This window comes from Paraburkholderia hospita, assembly GCF_002902965.1.
Lineage (GTDB): Bacteria > Pseudomonadota > Gammaproteobacteria > Burkholderiales > Burkholderiaceae > Paraburkholderia > Paraburkholderia hospita.
In genome coordinates, this window is the sequence record NZ_CP026105.1 from 2,468,125 (window position 1) to 2,492,611 (window position 24,487).

A 24,487-nucleotide genomic window follows, 5' to 3' on the forward strand; every position below is an offset into this window, starting at 1 on the left:
TGCCGCTCGTCACGGCATCAGGGATCGCGATGCGATCGACACCGATCAGTAACCGCCCTTCTTGCCGATTCCCGCGAACGTGAAGTCGTATTCGAGCGTGAACGGCTTGAACCACGGGCCCACGCCCGTTTCCTTGTCGACGTGACGGCCGAATGCCATGTGGCCTTCCTGCATCGGCGGTTCCACGATCAGCTTCAGGTGATACTTGCCCGGGCCGGCGAGCTTGACGTTGTCGCCGTAGTGCGGACCGTCGTCGGCAACCATCGCCATCAGGTCGCCCTTCTGGTCATAGCTCGAACCCGGCTTCGTCAGTTCGTAGTGCACTTGCAGATAAGGCATCCAGTCACCTTCTGCGAACCCAGTCGGATTCTTCTTGACTGCATGGATGTCGGCCTCCAGATGCACGTCAGAATCCGACGCCTTGCGCATCATGCCTTCCGGGTCCATCGTGATCGGTTGAAGATAGACGGCGCCGATTTCCATCCCGCCGCGGATCTGCTGCTTGCCGATCGGATATTCAGCGGCCGACGCCGACATCGCGGCGACGGCAGCGAGGGCAGCTACTCCGCCGCTCAAGATTGACGAAACGCGCATTGAAACTCCTTTGGTTTTTTTAGACTGAAGTAACGAAAAGCCGAACTCGGAAAGGCGCGTTGAAGAGGTCTCGCAAGCGCGTGGTCTTCACGTCTTTCGCGAATTGTCCGATGCCGCCAACGCAAGTGCGAAAGCAGTAACGAACGGTAATGCGAACCATTCTCAATACTTGAACCAGTTTATCACTGTTCGGGAGGAGAAACAAATGCGAAAGCGTCGAAAGCCTTGCTGCGACAGGGTCTTACGCAAAGCTTAAGCGAAGTTTTCGCGCCGTTTGCGGCAAGGCGCCGCGATGGCGTCGCGGCTGAACATGGGTGAGACATGGAGCGACATGCGCGGCGGCAAAGCGCCGCGCCTCGTAGCCTTCCCCGCAACGGCGGAAACGTGGACGGAAGCTAGTCCGTGCCCGTCAGATGATCACCGACATTCGCGCCGAACACCCGCTCGCGCAGCAACGCAAGCTGGTCGCGCATCTGAGCCGCTTTTTCGAATTCGAGATTTTTCGCGTGCTCCATCATCTGCTTCTCAAGCCGCTTGATCTCCTTGGAGATCTGCTTTTCGGACATGTCTTCGAACTTCGCACGAACCTGCTGCTCCTTCAGCTCGGCGCGTGCTTCGTCGACGTTGTAGACGCCGTCGATAATGTCCTTGATCCGCTTCACCACGCCGCGCGGCACGATGCCCCGCTCCGTGTTGAACGCGATCTGCTTCGCGCGCCGCCGCTCGGTTTCGTCGATCGCGCGCTTCATTGAATCCGTAGTCTTGTCCGCGTAGAGAATCGCCTTGCCGTTCACGTTACGCGCGGCCCGGCCAATCGTCTGGATTAGCGAACGCTCGGCGCGCAGGAAGCCTTCCTTATCGGCATCGAGAATCGCGACGAGCGACACTTCGGGAATGTCCAGCCCTTCGCGCAGCAGGTTGATCCCGACCAGCACGTCGAAGGTACCCAGCCGCAGGTCGCGAATGATTTCGACGCGCTCGACGGTGTCGATGTCGCTGTGCAGATAGCGCACCTTCACGCCGTGATCGGCGAGAAACTCCGTCAGTTGCTCGGCCATGCGCTTGGTCAGCACCGTGACGAGCACGCGGTCGCCCGCCTTCACGCGCTCGTTGATCTCGGCCAGCACGTCGTCGACCTGCGTGCGCGCCGGCCGCACCTCGATTTCCGGATCGACGAGGCCTGTTGGGCGCACGACCTGCTCGGCCACCTGCCCCGCCGTCTTCTTCTCGTAGTCGGCGGGCGTCGCCGACACGAACACGACCTGGCGCATCTTGCGCTCGAACTCGTTGAACTTGAGCGGCCGGTTGTCGAGCGCGGACGGCAGCCGGAAGCCGTAGTCGACGAGATTTTCCTTGCGCGCGCGATCGCCGTTGTACATGCCGTTCAACTGGCCGATCAGCACGTGCGATTCGTCGAGGAACATCATCGCGTCGGAGGGCAGGTAGTCGACCAGCGTCGGCGGCGGCTCGCCGGGCGCGGCACCCGAGAAATGCCGCGAGTAGTTCTCGATGCCCTTGCAGAAACCCAGTTCCTGCAACATTTCCAGATCGAAGCGGGTGCGCTGCTCGAGCCGTTGCGCTTCGACCAGCTTGCCATCGCCGTAGAAGAATTCGAGCCGGTCGCGTAGCTCGGACTTGATCGTCTCGACGGCGCGCATGACCGTCTCACGCGGCGTCACATAGTGCGACGAGGGATAGACGGTGAAACGCGGAATCTTCTGACGTACGCGGCCCGTGAGCGGATCGAACAGCTGAAGCGTATCGATTTCGTCGTCGAACAGTTCGACGCGCACCGCCATTTCCGCATGCTCGGCGGGGAAAATATCGATCGTGTCGCCGCGCACGCGGAACGAACCGCGCGCGAAGTCAGCTTCATTGCGGTTGTACTGCATTGCGATCAGACGCGCGATGATGTCGCGCTGCCCCATCTTGTCGCCCGTACGCAGCGTCAGAATCATCTGGTGATATTCCGACGGATTACCGATACCGTAGATCGCCGATACAGTTGCGACGATCACGACGTCGCGCCGCTCCATCAGGCTCTTCGTTGCGGACAGACGCATCTGCTCGATGTGTTCGTTGATCGACGAGTCCTTTTCGATGAACAGATCGCGCTGCGGAACGTACGCTTCCGGCTGGTAATAGTCGTAGTACGAGACGAAGTATTCGACGGCGTTGCGCGGAAAAAACTCGCGAAACTCAGAGTACAACTGCGCGGCCAGCGTCTTGTTCGGCGCGAAGACGATGGCCGGCCGGCCGAGCCGCGCGATCGTGTTCGCCATCGTGAAGGTCTTGCCGGAGCCCGTCACGCCGAGCAGCGTCTGGAACGACAGACCGTCCTCGACGCCTTCGACAAGCGTGTCGATCGCCGTCGGCTGGTCGCCCGCGGGCAGATACGGTTGATAGAGCCGGAACGGGGAGCCCTCGAACGTCACGAATTTGGATTCGTCGAGAGCGTCGTGGACTTCACTCAGATGATGTTCGGACATGGAAGCGGCACCTCGGCCGGGAGCAAACGACTATTCTAGCGTTTTGCGAACAGGCGGGCTGACGCCTCGCCGGACGCCCAGGACGCAGCCGGCGCACGTCCGCTGTTGCGCCCGGATTGATGCGAACGCGGCATGAAAACATCGCCAGATCGCTGTTTTCATTGCAAATTAATCCGTTCACAGGCCCCGCCGATATCAAAAACCCCGGCGAGATTCGTTACAATGGCGCGTTGCGCGCCAGCGCGGCCGTCGGTTGAAAGCGTCGCCGGAACCTGGACCAGGACTTTCCGCCGCAATTGCCGAACCCGGTCGCCACACGGTGCATACGGTTCCTAGCAGCATCCGAAGTCGTCCCTCTTTTCACTACTGCCGAATCATCATGTCTCTGTTCTCCGCTGTCGAACTCGCTCCCCGCGACCCGATTCTGGGCCTGAACGAAGCTTTCAACGCAGATACGCGCACCACCAAGGTCAATCTTGGCGTTGGCGTGTATACCAATGAAGAAGGCAAGATTCCTCTGCTGCGCGCTGTGCGTGAAGCAGAAAAGGCACGCATCGAAGCGGCACTGCCGCGCGGCTATTTGCCCATCGAAGGTATCGGCGTCTATGACGCAGCCGTGCAGAAACTGCTGCTCGGCAACGATTCGCCGCTGATCGCCGCTGGCCGTGTCGTCACGGCACAGGCGCTGGGCGGCACGGGCGCGCTGAAGATCGGCGCGGACTTCCTGAAGCGCGTCAATCCGGCATCGAAGGTCGCGATCAGCGATCCGAGCTGGGAGAACCACCGCGCGCTGTTCGAAAGCGCGGGCTTCGAAGTCGTCTCGTACCCATACTACGACGCGAAGTCGCAAGGCGTGAACTTCGAAGGCATGCTGTCGGCGCTCAACAGCTACGAGGCGGGCACGGTCGTCGTGCTGCACGCGTGCTGCCACAACCCGACGGGCGTCGATCTGACGGTCGACCAGTGGAAGCAGGTGGTCGAAGTCGTGAAGGCGCGCGCACTCGTGCCGTTCCTCGACATCGCCTACCAGGGCTTCGGCGACGGCATCGACGCCGACGCAGCTGCGGTGCGCCTGTTCGCGCAATCGGAACTGAACGTGTTCGTGTCGTCGTCGTTCTCGAAGTCGTTCTCGCTGTATGGCGAGCGCGTCGGCGCGCTGTCGATCATCACGGGCAGCAAGGACGAAGCGGCGCGCGTGCTGTCGCAACTCAAGCGCGTGATCCGCACGAACTACTCGAACCCGCCGACGCACGGCGGCGCCGTCGTCGCGGCCGTGCTCGGCTCGCCGGAACTGCGCGCTACCTGGGAAACGGAACTGGGCGAGATGCGCGACCGCATTCGCGCGATGCGCAATGGTCTCGTCGAGCGCCTGAAGGCAGCGGGCATCGACCGCGACTTCAGCTTCGTCAACGCGCAACGCGGCATGTTCTCGTACTCGGGTCTGACAGCTGCGCAAGTGGACCGTCTGCGCGAAGAGTTCGGCATCTACGCCGTCAGCACGGGCCGTATCTGCGTGGCCGCGCTGAACACGCGCAACCTGGACGTTGTGGCTAACGCGGTTGCCGCTGTCCTGAAGTAAGCATTGCGAGCGAGACGGCGCGAAACGTCGTCTCATACTGCTTGCGATTGAAAAGGCGCTCGTTTCGAGCGCCTTTTTTCATGCCGTTGACGTAAAGAACGCGCTCAACGCAAGTCGCGGTGAATGTCGTGCGTGACGAAGGCCGCATCGTTGTCGGGCATATCGAGCCAGCCAGGCTGCGCAAGCGAATTGCGGATGTCTTCGAGGCCGCTTTCCCAGTGCTGGCGCATCGTCGACAAGCCGAACTGAAAGTCCTTGTAGTGCCCTTCGTATTCCTTGTTGCCGTAGATCAGGTGAACAATGTTGTAACGCTTCGAGCACGATAGCTCTTCGGCAAGCTTGCACCATGGATCACCGCGATGCTCGGGCGACACGCGATCGAGCACTTCGCGCAGCACATGCCGAAAGCGCTGCGTGCGCTGCATCGTGTCCGTGACGAGGCGCGTGCGGCTCGAATACTGAATGTCCTTCATCCGGCCTTGCACATCGGTGATGTTGTCCGGCACGGGACCCAGCGCGCTCCACAAGTCGACCTGAAACGCGAGCGTGTCGCGGCGCGGACTGGCTTGCGCGACCTCGTACAGCGGAGTGTTCGACATCAGTCCGCCGTCCCAGTAGTACTCGCCGTCGATCTCGACGGCTCCGAAGCCCGGCGGCAACGCGCCCGACGCCATGAAATGCTCCGGTTTCAGCGTCTTATGGGCATTGTCGAAATAGGCGAAGTTGCCCGTGTGCACATTCACGGCGCCAACCGAGACATGCACTTCCTTCGAGTTGATCCGGTCGAAATCGCATAGCCGCTCGAGCGTCGCCTTGAGCGGTGTCGTGTCGTAATAGCTCGCGAGTTGCGGCGGAACGGAAACGGCGGGCAACGGCGGCGGAAAACGCGGCGTGAAAAAGCCCTTCTGCCCGTCGACGAGCGCGCCGACTGCCTGCATCGCAGTGAACGCCTTGCGTACCGTGTCGTTTGAATTGAAGAAAGCCTGTTCGAGGGCAGGCGGCATGGGCGGACCATAGGCCGGCTGGCAGATGGTCTCCCAGAACTCGCGCAGTTTCTCGACGCGATGCTCGGGCGCATTACCCGCAATGATCGCCGTGTTCAGCGCGCCAATTGAAATGCCCGCTAGCCAGTTGGGCAGGATGCCCGCCTCGTCGAGCCCCTGATACACGCCAGCCTGATACGCGCCTAGCGCGCCGCCGCCTTGCAGCATCAGCGCGATGGTCTCGTACTGAGGCAGCGCCGCGTGATGACTGGCGCGAACGCCGGACGCCGTGCCCGCCTGCTCGCTTTCTCCCGCGCCGGCACCGCCGGCGCGTGCCCGCTTCACACTCCGTTGTGAATCGCGTTGCGCCATCATCACCCTCCTCGCTTTTTGTGCGTTTATTGCGCGTTCATTGCATATACCAGCCGTGGCTTACGATGAACGATTGCCCCGTGAGCGCGGCCGTCGGGAACGACGACAGGAACAGCACCGTCTGCGCGACATCTTCGACCGTTGTGAAAATGCCGTCCACGGTGCCGCCGAGCATCACGCGCTTGACCACTTCTTCCTCGCTGATGCCCAGTTCCTTGGACTGCTCGGGAATCTGCTTGTCGACGAGCGGCGTACGCACGAAGCCCGGACAGACGACATGCGAGCGCACGTTATGTTTCGCGCCTTCCTTCGCGAGCACGCGCGAAAGACCGAGCAGCGCATGCTTGGCCGTCACATAAGCCGACTTCAGCGGCGATGCTTCGTGCGAATGCACCGAGCCCATGTAGATCACGATGCCACCGCGATCGTCCTTGTACATGTGCTTGAGCGCGGCTTTCGTGGTGAGGAAGGCGCCGTCGACGTGGATGGCCTGCATCTTCTTCCAGTCCGAGAACGAGTAGTTTTCGATCGGATTAACGATCTGAATGCCGGCATTTGAAATCAGGATATCTACTGAGCCGAGTTCGGCCGCGACCTTGTCGATGCCCTGATTGACGGCGTCTTCGTTCGTGACGTCCATCGCGACGCCGAGCGCCTTGCCGCCCGCCTTGTTGATCTCTTCGGCGACGGCGTTCGCGCCGTCCTGGTTCAGGTCCGCGATTGCGATCGCCGCGCCCGCCGCGGAGAGCGTCAACGCGATCTGCTTGCCGATGCCGCTCGCCGCGCCCGTGACGACGGCAACCTTGCCTTTCAGACTATCGTTAGATGACGACATCCAGAACCTCCATGCAGTTGATTGAGCAATGACAACATGGCGCGCAGGCACCGTAAAGCTGGCTGAATGGTATATGCCGTCCGGTCTATTGCTGCGCTGCGGCCGACTCCGCTATTGTGCATGAAGCTACGCGAACTACACACCCAAAGGCACGTCTTCCCGATTCGGATTAATGTGTGGGGTTCCGGCTACGACATTCACAAAAGGAGATCTGGATGAACTACCGACGTCTCGGCCGTTCCGGCCTGCAAGTCAGCGAGCTGTCCATCGGCTCATGGGTGACTTACGGCAATCAGGTGGACCGGCGCGCCGCGCGGGAATCGCTGGCGGCCGCGCGCGACGCGGGCGTGAATTTCTTCGACAACGCCGAAGTCTACGCGGGCGGCAAGTCCGAGCAGATCATGGGCGAAGCGCTGAAAGAACTGAACTGGCCGCGCGTGAGCTACATCGTCTCGACCAAGTTCTTCTGGGGGCTCAACGAAGCGCCCAACCAGTACCACACGCTCAACCGCAAGTATCTGCTGAATGCGATCGATCACTCGCTCAAGCGTTTACAGCTCGATTATGTCGATCTCGTGTTCTGTCATCGTCCTGACCCGAACACGCCCGTCGAAGAAACCGTGTGGGCGATGAGCGACATGATCACGCGCGGCAAGGCGCTCTACTGGGGCACGTCCGAATGGAGCGCCGATGAAATTCGCGCGGCATACGAGATCGCCGAGCGGCATCATCTGCACAAGCCCGTGATGGAGCAGCCGCAATACAACCTGTTCCATCGCAAGCGCGTCGAGCAGGAGTATCGCCGGCTTTACGAAGATATCGGTCTCGGCCTTACGACCTGGAGCCCGCTCGCTTCCGGTCTGCTTACGGGCAAGTATCGCAACGGCGTGCCGGCCGGCAGCCGCGCGGAACTGCAAGGCTACGACTGGCTGCGCAAGGAGCTGACCGACTCAGGCAAGAACAGCGTGGTCGGCAGGCTCGGAGAAGTCGCGGACGAACTCGGCTGCACCATCGGGCAACTGGCGCTCGCGTGGATCCTGACGAATCCGAACGTCAGCACGATCATCACTGGCGCGTCGCGTGTCGAGCAGATCGCGGAAAACATGAAGGCGCAGGACGTGGCCGCGCAGATCACGCCGGAGCTCAAGGAGAAGATCGAAGCGATCGTCGGCGACGCTTATCAGTGACCGTTGGACACGCTGCGCAGGCCGTACAAATGATGGATGCGGCCTGTCGCGGCGAATGGGCGGCGAAAGAACGGCGGCGGGCGGGTCGGTCCGCTCGCGTACCTCGCGTACAATACGCAGCCCCGACGTTTGACCTTGCGGCCGCGCGGCCGAAAGCCGAGGCAATGCGCTTTGCGCAGTGTTCTCATCGGCATTCGTCCCGCACGGCGACCGCGTAATTCGCTTCTTCACTAGCGCCTTCATTGCCATGCTTAGTTACCGCCACGCTTTCCACGCAGGCAATCACGCCGACGTCCTGAAACACGCTGTCGTCGTGCAGTTGCTGCGCTACCTCGGGCAAAAGGACAAGGCGTACTGGTACATCGACACGCACGCGGGCGCAGGCGTCTATTCGCTGAAGGAAGGCTACGCGACCAAGACCGGGGAGTTCGAAACGGGCATTGCGAAACTGTGGAATCGCAAGGATTTGCCGCCCATGCTTGCGGAATATGTCGATGAAGTGTCCGCGCTGAATGCCGATGGCGAATTGCGCTACTACCCGGGCTCGCCCTATCTCGCATGGCGTCTGATGCGCGAGCAGGACCGCATGCGTCTGTTCGAGTTGCACAGCACCGAGATCGACGTGCTGCGTCACAACTTCCGCGACGCGGGTCGTCGCGCGATGCTCTTTTCGGGCGACGGCTTCGACGGCATCAAGCCGCTACTGCCGCCGGCGCCACGTCGCGCGCTCGTGCTCGTCGATCCCTCCTATGAAGACAAGCGCGACTACGGACGCACGCTGAATTGCGTCGAAGAAAGTCTGAAGCGGTTTGCGACGGGAACGTATGCCGTCTGGTATCCGCAAGTCGCTCGACCGGAATCGCAGCGCTTTCCCGACCAGTTGAAACGGCTGCAGGACAGGAACTGGCTGCATGTTTCGCTAACCGTCAGCAACCCGCCCACCGACGGCTTTGGGCTCTTCGGCAGCGGCATGTTCATTCTGAATCCGCCCTACACGCTGGCGAAGATGCTGAAGGAAACGCTGCCGTGGCTCGTCGAGGTGCTGGGCCTGGACAAGGCCGCGCAGTTCAAGATCGAGCATCGCGGCGATTGAGCGGCCCAACGGGTATGCGGCTACTTGACCTGCTCGGCCGCCTTGCGAGCGAAGTCGTTCGTATAGGTCGCCTTCAGATCGACCTTCGACGCATCGAGCCGCGTATCGAATGAAGCGAGCGCGCGCAATGCCGTGGGCGGTCCGTCGGCCGGCATCAGGCCATCGGGCGAGTAAGCCTCGCGGACGTTGTGGAACGCCTCGATGTACAGCGCCTTGTCGTTGAGCAGATAGGGTGGCGGCACCATCTTCACGATGTCGTCATCGCTAGCCGTCTGAAGCCAGCGATCCGCACGCACGATTGCATTCGCCAACGCCTGTATCGTCTTCGGATTCTTCTGTATGAAGCTGTCCGATGCGTAGAGCGTCGCCGCGGGCATCGTCCCGCCGAACACTTCCTGCGTGCCCTTCACGGTGCGCGTGTCGACCAGCACCTTGATATCGCCCGAGCGTTGCAGCTTCGTCATCATCGGGTCGACATTCGACAGCGCATCGACCTGTCCGTTGCTCACTGCGGAAATCACGGTCGCGCCGCTGCCTACGCCAATCACCGAGATATCGCTGCGTTGCACGCCGGCCTTGCGCAACGCGACGGTCAGCACGAGATCGGTCGACGAACCGGGCGCGCTCACACCCACCTTCGCGCCTTTGAAATCAGCCAGCGACTTCAGCGTGTCGGCTTTGCTTTTCGTCACCGCGACGGCGATTTGCGGTGCGCGCCCCATCAGCACGAACTCGCGGTAGTGCTGGCCTTTCGCCGCCATGAAGATCGTGTGCTCGTAGGCGCCCGCGCCGACGTCCGCGCTGCCGCCCACCACCGCTTCGAGCGCCTTCGATCCGCCCGCGAAATCCTCGAGCGTCACGTCCAGTCCTTCGTCCTTGAAGAAGCCCAGTCGCGAGGCCGTTAGCACAGGGAGGTAGTAGAGACCCGGCAAGCCGCCGACCGCCATTGTGAGCGCCGGCTTTTCAGGTGTTTCCTTTGCGATGGCAGGGTGCGCCGCAAGTGCCAGCAGCGCCGCGCACACAGTTGCGGCACGACTAAACCAGAGGTCGCGCATTCGTTGTCTCCTGTTTTGTTCGAATTGTTCGTCTCGCTGCGTGGGACGCGTGGAATGCACACCCCGAGCGATGATCGCGCAGCGATTGTCATCTGAGGACGTAGTGCGCGCCATGCGCCGAAACCCGAATAATGAAACGAGTCGCCGCGCCAGGCCGAACTATTGCGAATGCGGCACGTATCGCGGACGCGGCTGCGGCGTCGACGGATTGGGATAGGGAGCCTGCGTGGCGCCCGGCACCTGAATATATGGCGCCACGATGTAAGGCGGCGCCCCGTTGGGCGCGAGTTCCTCAGGCGCGGCAATCGGCTGTGCCTCGACGATGCGGCTGTGTGACAGCGGCCCCGTCGTCAGGATAGTGCCGCCCTGGCCGTCGCTGATGCCGGCTTGCGTGTCGAGAACCAGCGGGGGCCGGCTCGTCGGCGAAGCGGCAAATGCCGTCGATGCTGCCCCCAGCAGCACGACAGCCGCTGCGAATCGCAGCAGATGAATCGAGTGGTCTGAAAACATGGGCGCCCCGGAATGTTTGTAGGAATGCCGGTTATCGCGAAAACATCATACCTTACCGCGGTGCAGGTATTTGAGCTAGTCGCCGGCGACCAGCGTAGCGCAATCCACTGGCTCCAGATGTGACAAAGCCCCGCATGACGGGGCTTGATCTTGCAACCGGGGCTCGCGGCGCATCACTGCCGCGCGAGCCGGGGCGAACGACTTACAGCGAGTAGCCGCTGGTTTCGAGCGCGCGGATACGCTGTTCGAGCTGGACGATATCCGACGATTCTGCGAGGTAAGCCTCGCGACGGGTACGTTCAGCAGTTTCAAACCAGTTGCTCAGCTTTTCGATTACAAATGCAAACATGATGAACTCCAAGGATCAGTTAAGAATCCCCGGTGAATTGGGCATCAGGGATTTCCCGTAGAAGGGTTAACCCGGATTATAGCCTTCTGGTGAAACCTTGCCAGTGAATTGCACGAATGACGTGCATTCCGTTTTGGAATGGTGCATGTTAATTTCACAGTCAAACCATTGATTTCCAGTGTTTTTTTGAGATTCGTCGAAAAATCGTTCGATCAATGCACCGTTTTGGCACCATCTTGGTGCCAAAGTCGCGATTGCTCACAACGCTGCGCCACTGTTTTTCAATGCCCGTGACAATGCGGCGCAGCCGGCGTCGAATCCACAGCAGCAAGGCTTTCGATAATCGGGCAATCCGGACGGTCATCGCCATGGCAATGGTCGGCAAGATGCGTGAGCGTGTCGCGCATCTCGGTCAATTCGGCGATACGGCGGTTCAGTTCGGCAACATGCTCCAATGCAATCGACTTCACCTCCGCGCTCGCACGCGACCGGTCGTTCCACAGTGCAAGCAGCTTGCGAATATCCTCAACCAGAAACCCCAGGCGCCGCGCCTGACGGATAAACCGCAGCGAATGGACTTCCTGCGTTCCGTAAACCCGGTATCCCGCCTGTGTGCGCTCCTTCGCTGCGAGCAATCCGACGCTCTCGTAATAGCGGATCATTTTCGCCGTCACGCCCGACGCACGGGCCGCTTCACCAATATTCATCGCTCGTTCCCCACTCTGCCTTCACGATATGTTGCATGATTCTTGACCTTCCCACAGTGGGAAGGTCAATCATGTAGTTGCCGGTCGACAGGCATAATTCAACCGTTGCAGGACTTACCAGCTAGAGGAAAAGCATGAGCATCGAATTCAAGGTAGAAGGCATGAGCTGCCAGCATTGCGTCGCCGCCGTCACGCGCGCCATCCAGGAACAGGACGCAGGCGCCCAGGTTCAGGTCGACCTGCCGGCGGGCAAGGTCGCCATTCAGTCGGCCGCGTCCATCGATACGCTGAAGGCCGCCATCGACGAAGCCGGCTACACGGTCGTTGGCGTCGACGGCAACTGAGCGGAGAACACGCGCATGTTCAAGGTGGCCGTTATTGGCGCATCGGGTTTGCTGGGACGCGCGATCGTTGGTGAACTGACGCAGCAGCCGGACTGGCAGCTCGTGCAGACGACCTTCAGCCGTCCCTTCGGGCAAAGCGTCACGCTCGACATTCGCGATGCCGACGCCGTCGCGCAGTTCGTCGATCGCGAGCGGCCGGACGCACTCGTCATCGCGGCAGCCGAGCGGCGTCCGGACGTGTGCGAGCACGATCCGGCGCTCGCGCGTGCGCTGAACGTGGATGCCGTGCGCGTGATCGCATTGGCGGCGCGGCGGCACGGCGCGTGGGTGCTGTCCATTTCCACCGACTACGTGTTCGACGGCACGCAACCGCCCTATCGCTACGACGCCACGCCGTCGCCGATCAACGCCTACGGCCGCAGCAAACTGGAGGGTGAGCAGGCGCTCGCCGAATCGACGGATCTCGGCTGCGTGTTGCGCTTGCCGCTGCTGTTCGGGCCGATCGTCGATTGGCAGGAGTCGGCTGTGACGAGCCTCGTGCCCGCGATTGCCGCGTCGGCACGTACAGCTTCGTCCGAAGTGAAAGCCGCCGTGATGGACGCGTGGGCGATCCGCTATCCGACGTATACGCCCGACGTGGCCGTCGTCGTGCGTCAGTTGCTGGAGTGGCACGCGCGCGACGAAGCGGTGTGCGGCACGGTCCAGTGGTCCGGCGACGAGCCGATGACGAAGTACGACATCGCGCAGCGTCTCGCCAGCGCGTTGCAGATCGACGCGCAACTGACGCCGCAGCACACGCCAACGGATGCGACGCCGCGCCCGCACAACTGTCATCTCGATTCGACGCGGCTCGAAACGCTCGGCATCGGCCGGCGCACGCCGTTCGATACGGCGATACGCGACGTGCTCGCGCAATTTCCGTGGCGCGGTTAGCGCTGCATCGAGCGCTGTAGAAAGTCAGTGGAAGTCGCGGCTCATCGATTGCAAGCCGCCCAGCAGATGCGACATATCGACGAGCCGCTGCGCCACCAGGTGCCGCACTTCGCCTTCGCATTGCCACGTGCCGTACACGGCGAGCAGCGATGCGCCGAGCGCTTCTTTCCTTTGTCTTTCCAGCAAACTCGGCCACACGATCACGTTGACGTTGCCCGTCTCATCCTCGATCGTCACGAACAGCACGCCCTTGGCCGTTCCCGGCCGCTGCCGCACGGTGACGATGCCGCAGCCGCGCGCGAGCCTGCCATTGCGATAGTTGCGCAACGTCGACGCGGGCATCAGACGCTGTTCCAGCAACGCGGGCCGCAGCAACTCCAGCGGATGACGGCCTAGCGTCAGTCCCACCGAGCGGTAATCGGCAACGATGTCCTGCGCCTCCGACGGCGCACCGAGTTCGGGCGTATCGTCCTGAACGGCGGCAACCGATAGCATGTCCTTGTCGGGCACGGCGTCCACCGAATGCCACAACGCTTCGCGCCGGTTGCCCGCCAGCGACGACAACGCATTCGCGTCGGCGAGCACGTGCAGGTCACGCCGGTTGAGTTGCGCCCGGCGCGCGAGATCGTGAACGCTTCCGAATGGCCGCACCGCGCGCGCGTTTTCGATACGCTCGGCTGCGCCGTCTTTCATGCCGCGCAGCAGCGACAGGCCGAGGCGAACGGCGGGACGCGCGCTACCCTCCACCACTTCGAGCGACGAGTCCCAGCCGCTGATCGTCACATCGACGGGCAACGCGATTACGCCGTGCCGTCGCGCGTCCTGCACGAGTTGCGATGGCGAATAGAAACCCATCGGCTGGCTGTTGAGCATCGCGGCGAGAAACGCCTCGGGCTCGTGGCATTTCAGCCAGCTGCTCGCATAGACCAATAGCGCGAAACTCGCCGCGTGGCTCTCCGGAAAACCATATTCACCGAAGCCTTTGATCTGCTCAAAAATCGCCTCGGCAAAACTCTGCTCGTAGCCGCGCTCGCGCATGCCGTTGACGATGCGATCGTAGTATTTTTCGAGCCCGCCCTTGCGCTTCCATGCGGCCATCGCGCGACGCAACTGATCCGCCTCGCCCGGCGTAAAACCCGCCGCGAGAATCGCGACCTGCATCACCTGCTCCTGGAAGATCGGCACGCCGAGCGTGCGTTCGAGCGCAACTTTCAGTTGCTCGCTCGGATAGCTGACGGGTTCGAGCTTCTGCCGACGCCGCAAATACGGATGCACTGCGCCGCCTTGAATCGGCCCTGGTCGCACGATCGCGACTTCGATCACCAGGTCGTAGAAGGTCCGCGGACGCAGACGAGGCAGCATGCTCATCTGCGCGCGCGATTCGATCTGGAACACGCCGACGGTATCGGCGCTCGAGATCATGTCGTAGGTCGCTTTGTCTTCGGGCGGAATGTGCTGCATCTCGAAGCGCTCGCCAATGCGATCCGACACGAAATCCAGCGTGCGCCGGATCGCCGACAACATGCCGAGCGCGAGCACATCGACCTTCAGCAAGCCGAGCGATTCGAGATCGTCCTTGTCCCACTCGATCACCGAGCGATCGGCCATCGCCGCATTCTCGACGGGCACGAGCCGCGTGAGCTTGCCGCGGCTGATCACGAAACCGCCCGAATGCTGCGACAGATAACGCGGGAAATTGAGCAGTTGCGACGCAAGCCGCGCCCACGCCTGAATCAGCGGCTTTTCCGGATCGAGCCCCGACTCTTCGAAGCGCTTGAGCAGATCGTGACTCGTATCGAACCATTGATGCGACTTCGCGACGGTATCGACGATCTGCGGATCGATGCCGAGCGCCTTGCCCGTTTCGCGCAACGCGCCGCGCGGCCGGTACGTCGACACGGCCGCCGCGATCGCCGCGCGGTCGCGTCCATACTTGCGATAGATGTACTGGATTACTTCTTCGCGCCGTTGATGCTCGAAATCGACGTCGATGTCGGGAGGCTCGCCGCGCTCCTTCGAGATGAAGCGCTCGAACAACATGTTGCCGCGCGCCGGATCGACCTCGGTGACGCCGAGGCAATAGCACACAGCCGAGTTGGCCGCCGACCCGCGCCCCTGACACAGAATGTGCTGGCTGCGCGCATAACGCACGATGTCATAGACGGTCAGAAAGTACGGCTCATAGCCGAGGTCGGCGATCAGCGCGAGTTCGTGCTCGATCTGCTCCTGCACGTTGAACGGAATGCCCGAGGGAAAGCGGTACTGCGCGCCGATGTACGTTTCCTGGCGCAGATACGCAGTCGGCGTGTAGCCTTCCGGCACGAGTTCGTCGGGATATTCATAACGAAGTTCGTCGAGCGAAAACGCGCAGCGCGACAGCACGCTGATGGTCTCGCGTATCGTATGTTCGGGATACAGATTCGCGATGCGCAAGCGCGAGCGCAAATGCTGCTCGGCGTTCGGCGCGAGTTCGTAGCCGCATTCATGCACCGGCCTGCCGACACGGATCGCCGTCATCGTGTCCTGCAATGGCTTGCGCGAGCGCACATGCATCACGACGTGACCCAATGCGACGACGGGCACGTTCTGCTTCTCCGCGACATATTCGAGCGCGCCGCGATGAATGTCGTCCATCGCACGCTGATGCAGCACGAGCCCGGCCCATGCGCGGCCGGGAAACGTCTCGTCGAGCCATTCGATCTGCGCGTCGAGCACCTCTTCGTTCGCCGGAAAATCGGGCACGAGGATTGCCAGGCAATCGGGCATGCCGCGCAGATGCGCGTGCTCGCGATCGGGCCGCGACAGGTCATGCGGCGTGAGGCGATATTCGCCCTTCGGCGCGCGCGTGCGCGCAACCGTGATCAGCTCCGACAAGTTGCCGTAGCCCTCGCGATTCTGCGCGAGCAGGATCAGGCCGAACGCAGGCGTGCCATCGGCGTTGCGCAACTGGAAGTACGAGCCGATCACGAGCGGCAAGCCCACTTCCTTCGCCGCCACATGCGCGCGCACGACGCCCGCAAGCGAACACTCGTCGGTGACGGCGAGCCCTGAATAACCGAGCTGAAACGCGCGCTCGGCGAGTTCTTCCGCATGCGACGCACCATGCAAAAACGTGAAGTTCGAGAAACAGAACAACTCGGCGTAGGCCGGCAACGCGTTGAACGTCGTATCCATCGCGCGTCATCCGAACAGGCCGTGCAGGAACCAGCGCGGCTCCTCTTCGGCATCGCGGCTGCTGACGCGCTCGTAATAAACCCAATAGCAGCTACGGTCTTCGCCTTGCATCACGAAATAGTCGCGCGTGACGAGCGCGCCATCGAACCAGCCCGCTTCGATCCGCTCACCCGGCGATACCATCTTCAACGGCGAGCCATAAAACGGCCGGTGCTGGCGCATGAGCAGACGCACGGGCGTCGCCAGCATCCATGTCGGGCGCGGCAAGCCTCTGGGCAACTGCATTTTCTTTTCCACATGGTTGATCGACACCCAGCGGTTCGCGATTTCAGGCCGGTAATCGGCCGTCGGCGCGGGACGCAGCACATTCTCTTCGCCATTACGCGCGATCAGCAGTTCGATCAGCCGCGCGTGATCCGCCGGTGAGCCGCCCGGCTGAGGGAAAAGTTGATCGGTGGCGGGCGCGGCAGCGTCGACCTTCGATGCATCGAGCCGCAACGCGATGGCGGGCGCCTCGAATGTGAGACGGTGCAGCCGCTCCTTCACGAGACGCAGCAGATGATCTTCGCGCCACGCGGCCTCGCCCAATGCGATATCGATCGACGTCGGCGCCATGGCTTCGCGGCCGCGCTCATGCTCGAACGACAGCGTGATCGCCGTCACGGCCAGTTGCTTCGCGCACAGCCAGCCGCACAGCTGCACGATCAGCCGATGCGCGGCAAACACTGCGCCGTCCGCATGCTCCAGACGATCGGGCAATTCGAGGCGCGCGCTAAACGTGGGCGGCAGCTCGAGCCAGTCGAACAGTTCCGGCGCGGTGCCGAACGCGCGGTCGAGCGAATCCAGCAGATGCTCGCCACAGCGCCGCTGCAGGCCGGCGCGCGGCAAACGGCGGACGTCTGCAATCGATTCGCAGCCAAGACCGCTGAACCAGTCGGCAAACGGACGGATTTCCGGCACAGCGAGCATCGGCAGCGGCTCGAGCACGCGTTCGAGCGATGCGAGTTGCAGCACGCGCCGGTTGCCGTGTTTCGCCAGCAGCCATGCGCCCTGCCCGGTCGGCGCGGCGCTGATGCGCGCCGTCAGGCCGAGCGCGTCGAGAATCGCCTTCGCCTGACGGCACAACGGCAACAGCCCGCCGAAAAGCCGCAAGCTCCCGCCGACTTCGACGAGCACCGTCGCTTCGTCGAGCAGCGCGACGTCGGGCGAAAACTTCATCAGCGCGATGCCCACTTCGCGTTGCGTGGCGTTCTCGCGTGCGATATCGCGCTCGTACAGCATCGTTTCCGGCGACAGCGTCAGCACGCCACCGCGCTTCATCCCGAGTCGCACGCCCGCTGCGCGGGCCGAGCCGTCGGCGATCGCGACCTTGTCTTTCTCCAGCACCACGCTGCCGTGCCCGGGCTCAGGCGACCACCTCGGTCGAAAGACTTCGAGCGGCAACTTCGGCAAGTGGACGGCGAGAAAGACGCGCATGACGGGAAAACAGAACGGGGGTGGGTTGAAGAGGAATCGACAGAGGCTCCGCGCGTGTTGGGCCTCGTCGTTTCACGATGTCGACCATCAGACCGTCGGCCGAAGGTCGTAACGCCAGCCGCAATAAAGCCGGCGATGAGTCCTGAGCCGAGGCGAGCGGCCGGACCATGATGAAGAGCGTCTCAGAAGACTGCGCGGCCAGATGCAAACGACGCAGCGATGACGCCTGCGCATGCTGCGCCCACAAGATGAGCGCGCCGCAGGTGCCGGCGCGCAGAATCTGCTCGGCGGACCAGAAGGCGTCGGAGCTTTTGGGCGCTTTGACCTGCAGCAGCCTGTCGAGCGAGAGCCCGATGTAATCGAGGCCCAGGCCGTCTGGAATATGCGGCGGCTGTACCAACGCGATGGGACGATCGCCCAGTGAGCTCAATGCAGGCCGCAGCAGGCGCATCTCACCGACACCCGGCACCTGAACCAGCAAGTCGACCAGCGCACCGATGGGCCAGCCACCGCCGGGCAACTCGGTAGATAGCGCGGGATAGCCGGTATCAAGCGTGCGCCGCCCGCCGCGTGCGAGCTGCGAGGCTCGCCATAGCGATGGGTGAATCTCTTCGGCACGCGTGGCTGCGGATGACATCGGCGTAGGAAAATACCTGTATATATGTACAGTATCCTACACGGAAATTGACACGGGAATGGCACCCTTTTGGGGAAGGGTTCGGAGTTTTCTTAGGACTTAAGAGGCTGGTTTGGTGGTAGCCAAGACGTTTCGTCAGATGTTTTGTCGGTTTGGTTTTAGCGCAGATTGACAGAACGACAATTGCTGATCGCGCTGCTGGTCAATATGTGCAAAGGACAAAAGCGGAAGGGATGGATGTGCTGAGCGTAGACCGTCAGTCAAGCGTCAATGCGGTGAGGTGGGCATTGGGTGCGAAGCTACGCGAATGACGCCCCGCGTCAGTGCACGCTTGGCAAAAGGGAACTGAGGGGATATCGCGAAGCCGGCCATTTCGGCTCGACCACGCTGTCGGGCGCGACGTTAAAACCACGCGCCCACAAACGCCAAGACCCCGCTTTTGAGGGCGGGGTCTTGGTCTTGGGTAAGGAGCCTGACGATTACCTACTTTCACACGGGCAATCCGCACTATCATCGGCGTGGAGTCGTTTCACGGTCCTGTTCGGGATGGGAAGGGGTGGTACCGACTCGCTATGGTCATCAGGCATGAGGGGTTGCCGCGTCGCATCTGGGGTGCGCCACAGCCAATCTGGAAGAAGCGTAAAGAGGGGGGTTGTGTTGTTTCTGGCACAACACCGATCTCAACCTGTGTGTCCTGTTCACCCCGTTGGGGTAAGACACACCTGTTATAGGATCAAGCCTTACGGGCAATTAGTATCAGTTAGCTTAACGCATTACTGCGCTTCCACACCTGACCTATCAACGTCCTGGTCTTGAACGACCCTTCAAGGGGCTCGAAGCCCCGGGGATATCTCATCTCAAGGCGAGTTTCCCGCTTAGATGCTTTCAGCGGTTATCTCTTCCGAACATAGCTACCCGGCGATGCCACTGGCGTGACAACCGGTACACCAGAGGTTCGTCCACTCCGGTCCTCTCGTACTAGGAGCAGCCCCCTTCAAATATCCAGCGCCCACGGCAGATAGGGACCAAACTGTCTCACGACGTTTTAAACCCAGCTCACGTACCTCTTTAAATGGCGAACAGCCATACCCTTGGGACCGGCTACAGCCCCAGGATGAGATGAGCCGACATCGAGGTGCCAAACACCGCCGTCGATATGAACTCTTGGGCGGTATCAGCCTGTTATCCCCAGAGTACCTTTTATCCGTTGAGCGATGGCCCTTCCATACAGAACCACCGGATCACTATGACCTGCTTTCGCACCTGCTCGACTTGTCGGTCTCGCAGTTAAGCACGCTTATGCCATTGCACTATCAGCACGATTTCCGACCGTACCTAGCGTACCTTCGTACTCCTCCGTTACACTTTGGGAGGAGACCGCCCCAGTCAAACTGCCCACCATGCACTGTCCCCGACCCGGATCACGGGCCAAGGTTAGAACCTCAAACAAACCAGGGTGGTATTTCAAGGACGGCTCCACTGAGACTAGCGTCCCAGCTTCATAGCCTCCCACCTATCCTACACAGATCGGTTCAAAGTCCAATGCAAAGCTACAGTAAAGGTTCATGGGGTCTTTCCGTCTAGCCGCGGGGAGATTGCATCATCACAAACACTTCAACTTCGCTGAGTCTCGGGAGGAGACAGTGTGGCCATCGTTACGCCATTCGTGCAGGTCGGAACTTACCCGACAAGGAATTTCGCTACCTTAGGACCGTTATAGTTACGGCCGCCGTTTACCGGGACTTCAATCAAGAGCTTGCACCCCATCATTTAATCTTCCGGCACCGGGCAGGCGTCACACCCTATACGTCCACTTTCGTGTTTGCAGAGTGCTGTGTTTTTATTAAACAGTCGCAGCCACCAGTTTATTGCAACCCCTTCACCCTTTGCCCGCAGGGGCATCAAGCTACAGGGGCGTACCTTATCCCGAAGTTACGGTACCAATTTGCCGAGTTCCTTCTCCCGAGTTCTCTCAAGCGCCTTAGAATACTCATCTCGCCCACCTGTGTCGGTTTGCGGTACGGTCAATGTGAAACTGAAGCTTAGAGGCTTTTCCTGGAACCCCTTCCGATTGCTTCGCTCCCGAAGGAGCTCGCGCCACGCCCTTGAATTCCGTGCCCGGATTTGCCAGAGCACCTTCTCCAACGCAGCGACCGGGACTTCCAACACCCGGACAACCTTCCGCGATCCGTCCCCCCATCGCATTTCACACTGGTGCAGGAATATTGACCTGCTTCCCATCAGCTACGCATTTCTGCCTCGCCTTAGGGGCCGACTCACCCTACGCCGATGAACGTTGCGTAGGAAACCTTGGGCTTACGGCGAGGGGGCCTTTCACCCCCTTTATCGCTACTCATGTCAGCATTCGCACTTCCGATACCTCCAGCACACTTTCCAGTGCACCTTCGCAGGCTTACGGAACGCTCTCCTACCATGCATATAAATATGCATCCGCAGCTTCGGTATATGACTTAGCCCCGTTACATCTTCCGCGCAGGACGACTCGATCAGTGAGCTATTACGCTTTCTTTAAAGGATGGCTGCTTCTAAGCCAACCTCCTGACTGTTTTAGCCTTCCCACTTCGTTTCCCACTTAGTCATATTTGGGGACCTTAGCTGGCGGTCTGGGTTGTTTCCCTCTTGACACCGGACGTTAGCACCCGATGTCTGTCTCCCGTGATTGCACTCTTCGGTATTCGGAGTTTGCTATGGCGAAGTAATCCGCAATGGACCCTTCAACCATGACAGTGCTCTACCCCCGAAGGTGATACACGAGGCACTACCTAAATAGTTTTCGGAGAGAACCAGCTATTTCCAGGTTTGTTTAGCCTTTCACCCCTATCCACAGCTCATCCCCTAACTTTTCAACGTTAGTGGGTTCGGACCTCCAGTACGTGTTACCGCACCTTCATCCTGGCCATGGATAGATCACCTGGTTTCGGGTCTACACCCAGCGACTGAATCGCCCTGTTCGGACTCGCTTTCGCTACGCCTGCCCTAATCGGTTAAGCTCGCCACTGAATGTAAGTCGCTGACCCATTATACAAAAGGTACGCCGTCACCCCTTGCGAGGCTCCGACTGTTTGTATGCATGCGGTTTCAGGATCTATTTCACTCCCCTCCCGGGGTTCTTTTCGCCTTTCCCTCACGGTACTGGTTCACTATCGGTCGATCACGAGTATTTAGCCTTGGAGGATGGTCCCCCCATCTTCAGACAGGATTTCACGTGTCCCGCCCTACTTGTCGTACACCTAGTTCTTCCTCGCTGTTTTCGCCTACGGGGCTATCACCCACTATGGCCGCACTTTCCAGAGCGTTTGGCTAACAGCAAAGATAAAGAGTACAGGCTGGTCCCATTTCGCTCGCCACTACTTTGGGAATCTCGGTTGATTTCTTTTCCTGCGGTTACTTAGATGTTTCAGTTCACCGCGTTCGCTTCACGTAGCCTATGTATTCAGCTACGGATACTCCATAAGGAGTGGGTTTCCCCATTCGGACATCTTCGGATCATTGCTCGTTTGCCAGCTCCCCGAAGCTTTTCGCAGGCTACCGCGTCCTTCATCGCCTGTGATCGCCAAGGCATCCACCACATGCACTTGTTCGCTTGACCCTATAACGGGTGTGTCTCTTCGCGTTGCCACGTCAGACTCACTCGCTACAGGTTGAGTTTTAGCGTTGTGCCGTATTCCAAGGCTGTCTTTCGACAACCCTTAAAAATACATTGATACAATCACAACCCTGATTCACCTACTCACGCGCCCATCTCTAAGCACGCTTTCGCGAATCTCTTTACTACTTCTTCCTGATTGTTAAAGAACGACAGCCGATATCGCGATTGCTATAACCGCATATCTTCACTGACTGGCTCAATTGCCAATGCGAAGTCTTCTGCGTTCTGCAGAACACTGTGCATTGGGAATTGGTGGAGGATGACGGGATCGAACCGACGACCCCCTGCTTGCAAAGCAGGTGCTCTCCCAGCTGAGCTAATCCCCCAGTCATACAGTACACAGGGGAATCATCGGTCAGCCACCGCAGACAAGACGCTGGTGGGTCTGGATGGATTCGAACCATCGACCCCCGCCTTATCAAGACGGTGCTCTAACCGACTGAGCTACAGACCCCTGAGCCTGTCTTCAATTAACAGCCGACAAGTGTGAGCGCTCAACTTTGAGACGCGAAGCTCTGGAAAGGAGGTGATCCAGCCGCACCTTCCGATACGGCTACCTTGTTACGACTTCACCCCAGTCATGAATCCTACCGTGGTGACCGTCCTCCTTGCGGTTAGACTAGCCACTTCTGGTAAAACCCACTCCCATGGTGTGACGGGCGGTGTGTACAAGACCCGGGAACGTATTCACCGCGGCATGCTGATCCGCGATTACTAGCGATTCCAGCTTCACGCAGTCGAGTTGCAGACTGCGATCCGGACTACGATCGGTTTTCTGGGATTGGCTCCACCTCGCGGCTTGGCAACCCTCTGTTCCGACCATTGTATGACGTGTGAAGCCCTACCCATAAGGGCCATGAGGACTTGACGTCATCCCCACCTTCCTCCGGTTTGTCACCGGCAGTCTCCCTAGAGTGCTCTTGCGTAGCAACTAGGGACAAGGGTTGCGCTCGTTGCGGGACTTAACCCAACATCTCACGACACGAGCTGACGACAGCCATGCAGCACCTGTGTTACGGCTCCCTTTCGGGCACCCTCACCTCTCGGCAAGGTTCCGTACATGTCAAGGGTAGGTAAGGTTTTTCGCGTTGCATCGAATTAATCCACATCATCCACCGCTTGTGCGGGTCCCCGTCAATTCCTTTGAGTTTTAATCTTGCGACCGTACTCCCCAGGCGGTCAACTTCACGCGTTAGCTTCGTTACCAAGTCAATGAAGACCCGACAACTAGTTGACATCGTTTAGGGCGTGGACTACCAGGGTATCTAATCCTGTTTGCTCCCCACGCTTTCGTGCATGAGCGTCAGTATTGGCCCAGGGGGCTGCCTTCGCCATCGGTATTCCTCCACATCTCTACGCATTTCACTGCTACACGTGGAATTCTACCCCCCTCTGCCATACTCTAGCCCGCCAGTCACCAATGCAGTTCCCAGGTTAAGCCCGGGGATTTCACATCGGTCTTAGCGAACCGCCTGCGCACGCTTTACGCCCAGTAATTCCGATTAACGCTCGCACCCTACGTATTACCGCGGCTGCTGGCACGTAGTTAGCCGGTGCTTATTCTTCCGGTACCGTCATCCCACCCCTGTATTAGAGAAGCGGTTTTCTTTCCGGACAAAAGTGCTTTACAACCCGAAGGCCTTCTTCACACACGCGGCATTGCTGGATCAGGGTTGCCCCCATTGTCCAAAATTCCCCACTGCTGCCTCCCGTAGGAGTCTGGGCCGTGTCTCAGTCCCAGTGTGGCTGGTCGTCCTCTCAGACCAGCTACAGATCGTCGCCTTGGTAGGCCTTTACCCCACCAACTAGCTAATCTGCCATCGGCCGCCCCTTGAGCGCGAGGCCTTTCGGTCCCCCGCTTTCATCCAGAGATCGTATGCGGTATTAATCCGGCTTTCGCCGGGCTATCCCCCACTCCAGGACACGTTCCGATGTATTACTCACCCGTTCGCCACTCGCCACCAGGGTTGCCCCCGTGCTGCCGTTCGACTTGCATGTGTAAGGCATGCCGCCAGCGTTCAATCTGAGCCAGGATCAAACTCTTCAGTTCAAACCTGTTACTGTTTTTCGGTTGTTTTACCAACCGGTCGCTCACTCAAAATCACTGACGAATGATTCGGTCGAATTTCTCAATCCGTCGAACCTTCCTCAATTACTTCTGTGTGAGACTCGATTACTTTCGCTTGTTCGGTGACCCGAAGATCACCGCGCGCCGCCATCGAGCACCCACACTTATCGGCTGTTGATTGTTAAAGAACATTCGCGGGAAGCGCCTTGCTTTCACCACGTTGCTGCGTCAGCAGCAGAGAAACGAGATTATGAAGAACCTTTTTCGCTTCGTCAACCGGTTTTTTTAGCATCGCCTGAAAAACCCTGCTGACTTCACGACCGCGCCGTTTCTGCCGCGGCCCCGTTGCGTCGCACCCAACTCCGTGCTGCTCAACGAGGACGCGAATCTTAGGCCATCCCGCGCCCCGTGACAAGGGTGTGACGCAAAGTT

General features: G+C 60.2%; 16 protein-coding genes, 2 tRNA genes and 3 rRNA genes. 5 read left to right on the top strand and 16 right to left on the bottom strand.

The features are described 5' to 3' along the window. Positions 1 to 45: 45 nt before the first annotated feature. Positions 46 to 594 carry an iron transporter gene (locus tag C2L64_RS11165; protein ID WP_007590413.1) on the bottom strand — a complete coding sequence of 183 codons (549 nt, stop codon included), beginning with the start codon at positions 592 to 594 and terminating at the stop codon, positions 46 to 48. 395 nt (positions 595 to 989) lie between these two features. Further along, positions 990 to 3,083 carry an excinuclease ABC subunit UvrB gene (gene uvrB, locus C2L64_RS11170; protein ID WP_007590411.1) on the bottom strand — a complete coding sequence of 698 codons (2,094 nt, stop codon included), beginning with the start codon at positions 3,081 to 3,083 and terminating at the stop codon, positions 990 to 992. Between the two features lie 379 nt (positions 3,084 to 3,462). On the opposite strand from uvrB, the gene C2L64_RS11175 reads away from it, so the two are divergent. Next, entirely contained in the window at positions 3,463 to 4,662 is a 1,200-nt protein-coding gene (locus C2L64_RS11175) for an amino acid aminotransferase (protein WP_007590410.1), read from the top strand. A 104-nt stretch (positions 4,663 to 4,766) separates the two neighbouring features. On the opposite strand, the gene C2L64_RS11180 is transcribed toward C2L64_RS11175, so the two are convergent. Beyond that, positions 4,767 to 6,017, bottom strand: coding sequence for a DUF3734 domain-containing protein (locus C2L64_RS11180; RefSeq protein ID WP_007590409.1), 1,251 nt, complete (start codon positions 6,015 to 6,017; stop codon positions 4,767 to 4,769). A gap of 37 nt (positions 6,018 to 6,054) precedes the next feature. Beyond that, positions 6,055 to 6,852: a 3-hydroxybutyrate dehydrogenase gene (locus C2L64_RS11185; RefSeq protein ID WP_007590408.1), complete on the bottom strand. Its 798-nt coding sequence runs from the start codon at positions 6,850 to 6,852 to the stop codon at positions 6,055 to 6,057. Positions 6,853 to 7,067: 215 nt separating this feature from the next. Between C2L64_RS11185 and C2L64_RS11190 the strand changes: the two genes are divergently transcribed. Further along, positions 7,068 to 8,039, top strand: a complete 972-nt coding sequence (locus tag C2L64_RS11190) for a potassium channel beta subunit family protein (protein WP_007590407.1) — start codon at positions 7,068 to 7,070, stop codon at positions 8,037 to 8,039. A 247-nt stretch (positions 8,040 to 8,286) separates the two neighbouring features. Further along, the gene (locus C2L64_RS11195; protein WP_007590403.1) at positions 8,287 to 9,132 is read left to right on the top strand and encodes a 23S rRNA (adenine(2030)-N(6))-methyltransferase RlmJ; all 846 of its coding nucleotides are present in this window, start codon (positions 8,287 to 8,289) and stop codon (positions 9,130 to 9,132) included. Between the two features lie 20 nt (positions 9,133 to 9,152). Here C2L64_RS11195 and C2L64_RS11200 read toward each other — a convergent pair whose 3' ends face one another. The 4 genes from C2L64_RS11200 to cueR all read right to left on the bottom strand — a co-directional run bounded on the left by C2L64_RS11200 (position 9,153) and on the right by cueR (position 11,753). Further along, positions 9,153 to 10,187: an ABC transporter substrate-binding protein gene (locus C2L64_RS11200; protein WP_007590401.1), complete on the bottom strand. Its 1,035-nt coding sequence runs from the start codon at positions 10,185 to 10,187 to the stop codon at positions 9,153 to 9,155. A gap of 159 nt (positions 10,188 to 10,346) precedes the next feature. Next, positions 10,347 to 10,697, bottom strand: a complete 351-nt coding sequence (locus C2L64_RS11205; protein WP_007590399.1) for a hypothetical protein — start codon at positions 10,695 to 10,697, stop codon at positions 10,347 to 10,349. Between the two features lie 202 nt (positions 10,698 to 10,899). Further along, positions 10,900 to 11,046: a DUF3563 family protein gene (locus C2L64_RS11210; protein WP_007590397.1), complete on the bottom strand. Its 147-nt coding sequence runs from the start codon at positions 11,044 to 11,046 to the stop codon at positions 10,900 to 10,902. A gap of 281 nt (positions 11,047 to 11,327) precedes the next feature. Then, positions 11,328 to 11,753, bottom strand: a complete 426-nt coding sequence (gene cueR / locus C2L64_RS11215; RefSeq protein WP_007590395.1) for a Cu(I)-responsive transcriptional regulator — start codon at positions 11,751 to 11,753, stop codon at positions 11,328 to 11,330. Positions 11,754 to 11,887: 134 nt separating this feature from the next. Between cueR and C2L64_RS11220 the strand changes: the two genes are divergently transcribed. Both C2L64_RS11220 and C2L64_RS11225 read left to right on the top strand, forming a co-directional pair. After that, positions 11,888 to 12,097 (top strand): heavy-metal-associated domain-containing protein, encoded by a 210-nt coding sequence (locus C2L64_RS11220; RefSeq protein ID WP_007590394.1) that lies wholly within the window; start codon positions 11,888 to 11,890, stop codon positions 12,095 to 12,097. 15 nt (positions 12,098 to 12,112) lie between these two features. Next, positions 12,113 to 13,030: a dTDP-4-dehydrorhamnose reductase family protein gene (locus tag C2L64_RS11225; RefSeq protein WP_007590393.1), complete on the top strand. Its 918-nt coding sequence runs from the start codon at positions 12,113 to 12,115 to the stop codon at positions 13,028 to 13,030. Between the two features lie 24 nt (positions 13,031 to 13,054). Here the strand turns inward: C2L64_RS11225 and C2L64_RS11230 are convergent, their stop codons facing one another. The 8 genes from C2L64_RS11230 to C2L64_RS11265 all read right to left on the bottom strand — a co-directional run bounded on the left by C2L64_RS11230 (position 13,055) and on the right by C2L64_RS11265 (position 24,037). Then, on the bottom strand, positions 13,055 to 16,204 hold the full coding sequence (locus C2L64_RS11230) for an error-prone DNA polymerase (protein ID WP_007590392.1): 3,150 nt from the start codon (positions 16,202 to 16,204) through the stop codon (positions 13,055 to 13,057). Between the two features lie 6 nt (positions 16,205 to 16,210). Further along, complete coding sequence (locus tag C2L64_RS11235; protein ID WP_238554808.1) at positions 16,211 to 17,680, bottom strand: Y-family DNA polymerase; 1,470 nt, start codon at positions 17,678 to 17,680, stop codon at positions 16,211 to 16,213. After that, complete coding sequence (gene imuA / locus C2L64_RS11240) at positions 17,610 to 18,317, bottom strand: translesion DNA synthesis-associated protein ImuA (protein WP_007590380.1); 708 nt, start codon at positions 18,315 to 18,317, stop codon at positions 17,610 to 17,612. The genes C2L64_RS11235 and imuA overlap by 71 nt, the downstream gene beginning before the upstream one ends. Before the next feature lie 470 nt (positions 18,318 to 18,787). Continuing rightward, positions 18,788 to 18,901: ribosomal RNA gene (rrf, locus tag C2L64_RS11245) — 5S ribosomal RNA — on the bottom strand. A 145-nt stretch (positions 18,902 to 19,046) separates the two neighbouring features. After that, positions 19,047 to 21,927: ribosomal RNA gene (locus C2L64_RS11250) — 23S ribosomal RNA — on the bottom strand. Positions 21,928 to 22,237: 310 nt separating this feature from the next. Next, a tRNA-Ala gene (locus C2L64_RS11255) sits at positions 22,238 to 22,313 on the bottom strand. Positions 22,314 to 22,364: 51 nt separating this feature from the next. Continuing rightward, positions 22,365 to 22,441: transfer RNA gene (locus tag C2L64_RS11260), tRNA-Ile, on the bottom strand. A gap of 65 nt (positions 22,442 to 22,506) precedes the next feature. Continuing rightward, positions 22,507 to 24,037, bottom strand: a 16S ribosomal RNA gene (locus tag C2L64_RS11265). The 16S, 23S and 5S rRNA genes sit together here with 2 tRNA genes alongside, the layout of an rRNA operon. Positions 24,038 to 24,487 lie beyond the last annotated feature (450 nt).

Excerpts from the sequence above, each read along its gene's own strand:
- C2L64_RS11185 (WP_007590408.1), bottom strand. The coding sequence starts at position 6,852 with ATGTCGTCATCTAACGATAGTCTGAAAGGCAAGGTTGCCGTCGTCACG.
- C2L64_RS11165 (WP_007590413.1), bottom strand. The coding sequence starts at position 594 with ATGCGCGTTTCGTCAATCTTGAGCGGCGGAGTAGCTGCCCTCGCTGCC.
- C2L64_RS11210 (WP_007590397.1), bottom strand. The coding sequence starts at position 11,046 with ATGTTTGCATTTGTAATCGAAAAGCTGAGCAACTGGTTTGAAACTGCT.
- C2L64_RS11225 (WP_007590393.1), top strand. The coding sequence starts at position 12,113 with ATGTTCAAGGTGGCCGTTATTGGCGCATCGGGTTTGCTGGGACGCGCG.
- C2L64_RS11230 (WP_007590392.1), bottom strand. The coding sequence starts at position 16,204 with ATGGATACGACGTTCAACGCGTTGCCGGCCTACGCCGAGTTGTTCTGT.
- cueR (WP_007590395.1), bottom strand. The coding sequence starts at position 11,753 with ATGAATATTGGTGAAGCGGCCCGTGCGTCGGGCGTGACGGCGAAAATG.
- C2L64_RS11190 (WP_007590407.1), top strand. The coding sequence starts at position 7,068 with ATGAACTACCGACGTCTCGGCCGTTCCGGCCTGCAAGTCAGCGAGCTG.
- imuA (WP_007590380.1), bottom strand. The coding sequence starts at position 18,317 with ATGTCATCCGCAGCCACGCGTGCCGAAGAGATTCACCCATCGCTATGG.
- C2L64_RS11175 (WP_007590410.1), top strand. The coding sequence starts at position 3,463 with ATGTCTCTGTTCTCCGCTGTCGAACTCGCTCCCCGCGACCCGATTCTG.
- C2L64_RS11195 (WP_007590403.1), top strand. The coding sequence starts at position 8,287 with ATGCTTAGTTACCGCCACGCTTTCCACGCAGGCAATCACGCCGACGTC.
- C2L64_RS11200 (WP_007590401.1), bottom strand. The coding sequence starts at position 10,187 with ATGCGCGACCTCTGGTTTAGTCGTGCCGCAACTGTGTGCGCGGCGCTG.
- C2L64_RS11235 (WP_238554808.1), bottom strand. The coding sequence starts at position 17,680 with ATGCGCGTCTTTCTCGCCGTCCACTTGCCGAAGTTGCCGCTCGAAGTC.
- uvrB (WP_007590411.1), bottom strand. The coding sequence starts at position 3,083 with ATGTCCGAACATCATCTGAGTGAAGTCCACGACGCTCTCGACGAATCC.
- C2L64_RS11205 (WP_007590399.1), bottom strand. The coding sequence starts at position 10,697 with ATGTTTTCAGACCACTCGATTCATCTGCTGCGATTCGCAGCGGCTGTC.
- C2L64_RS11220 (WP_007590394.1), top strand. The coding sequence starts at position 11,888 with ATGAGCATCGAATTCAAGGTAGAAGGCATGAGCTGCCAGCATTGCGTC.
- C2L64_RS11180 (WP_007590409.1), bottom strand. The coding sequence starts at position 6,017 with ATGGCGCAACGCGATTCACAACGGAGTGTGAAGCGGGCACGCGCCGGC.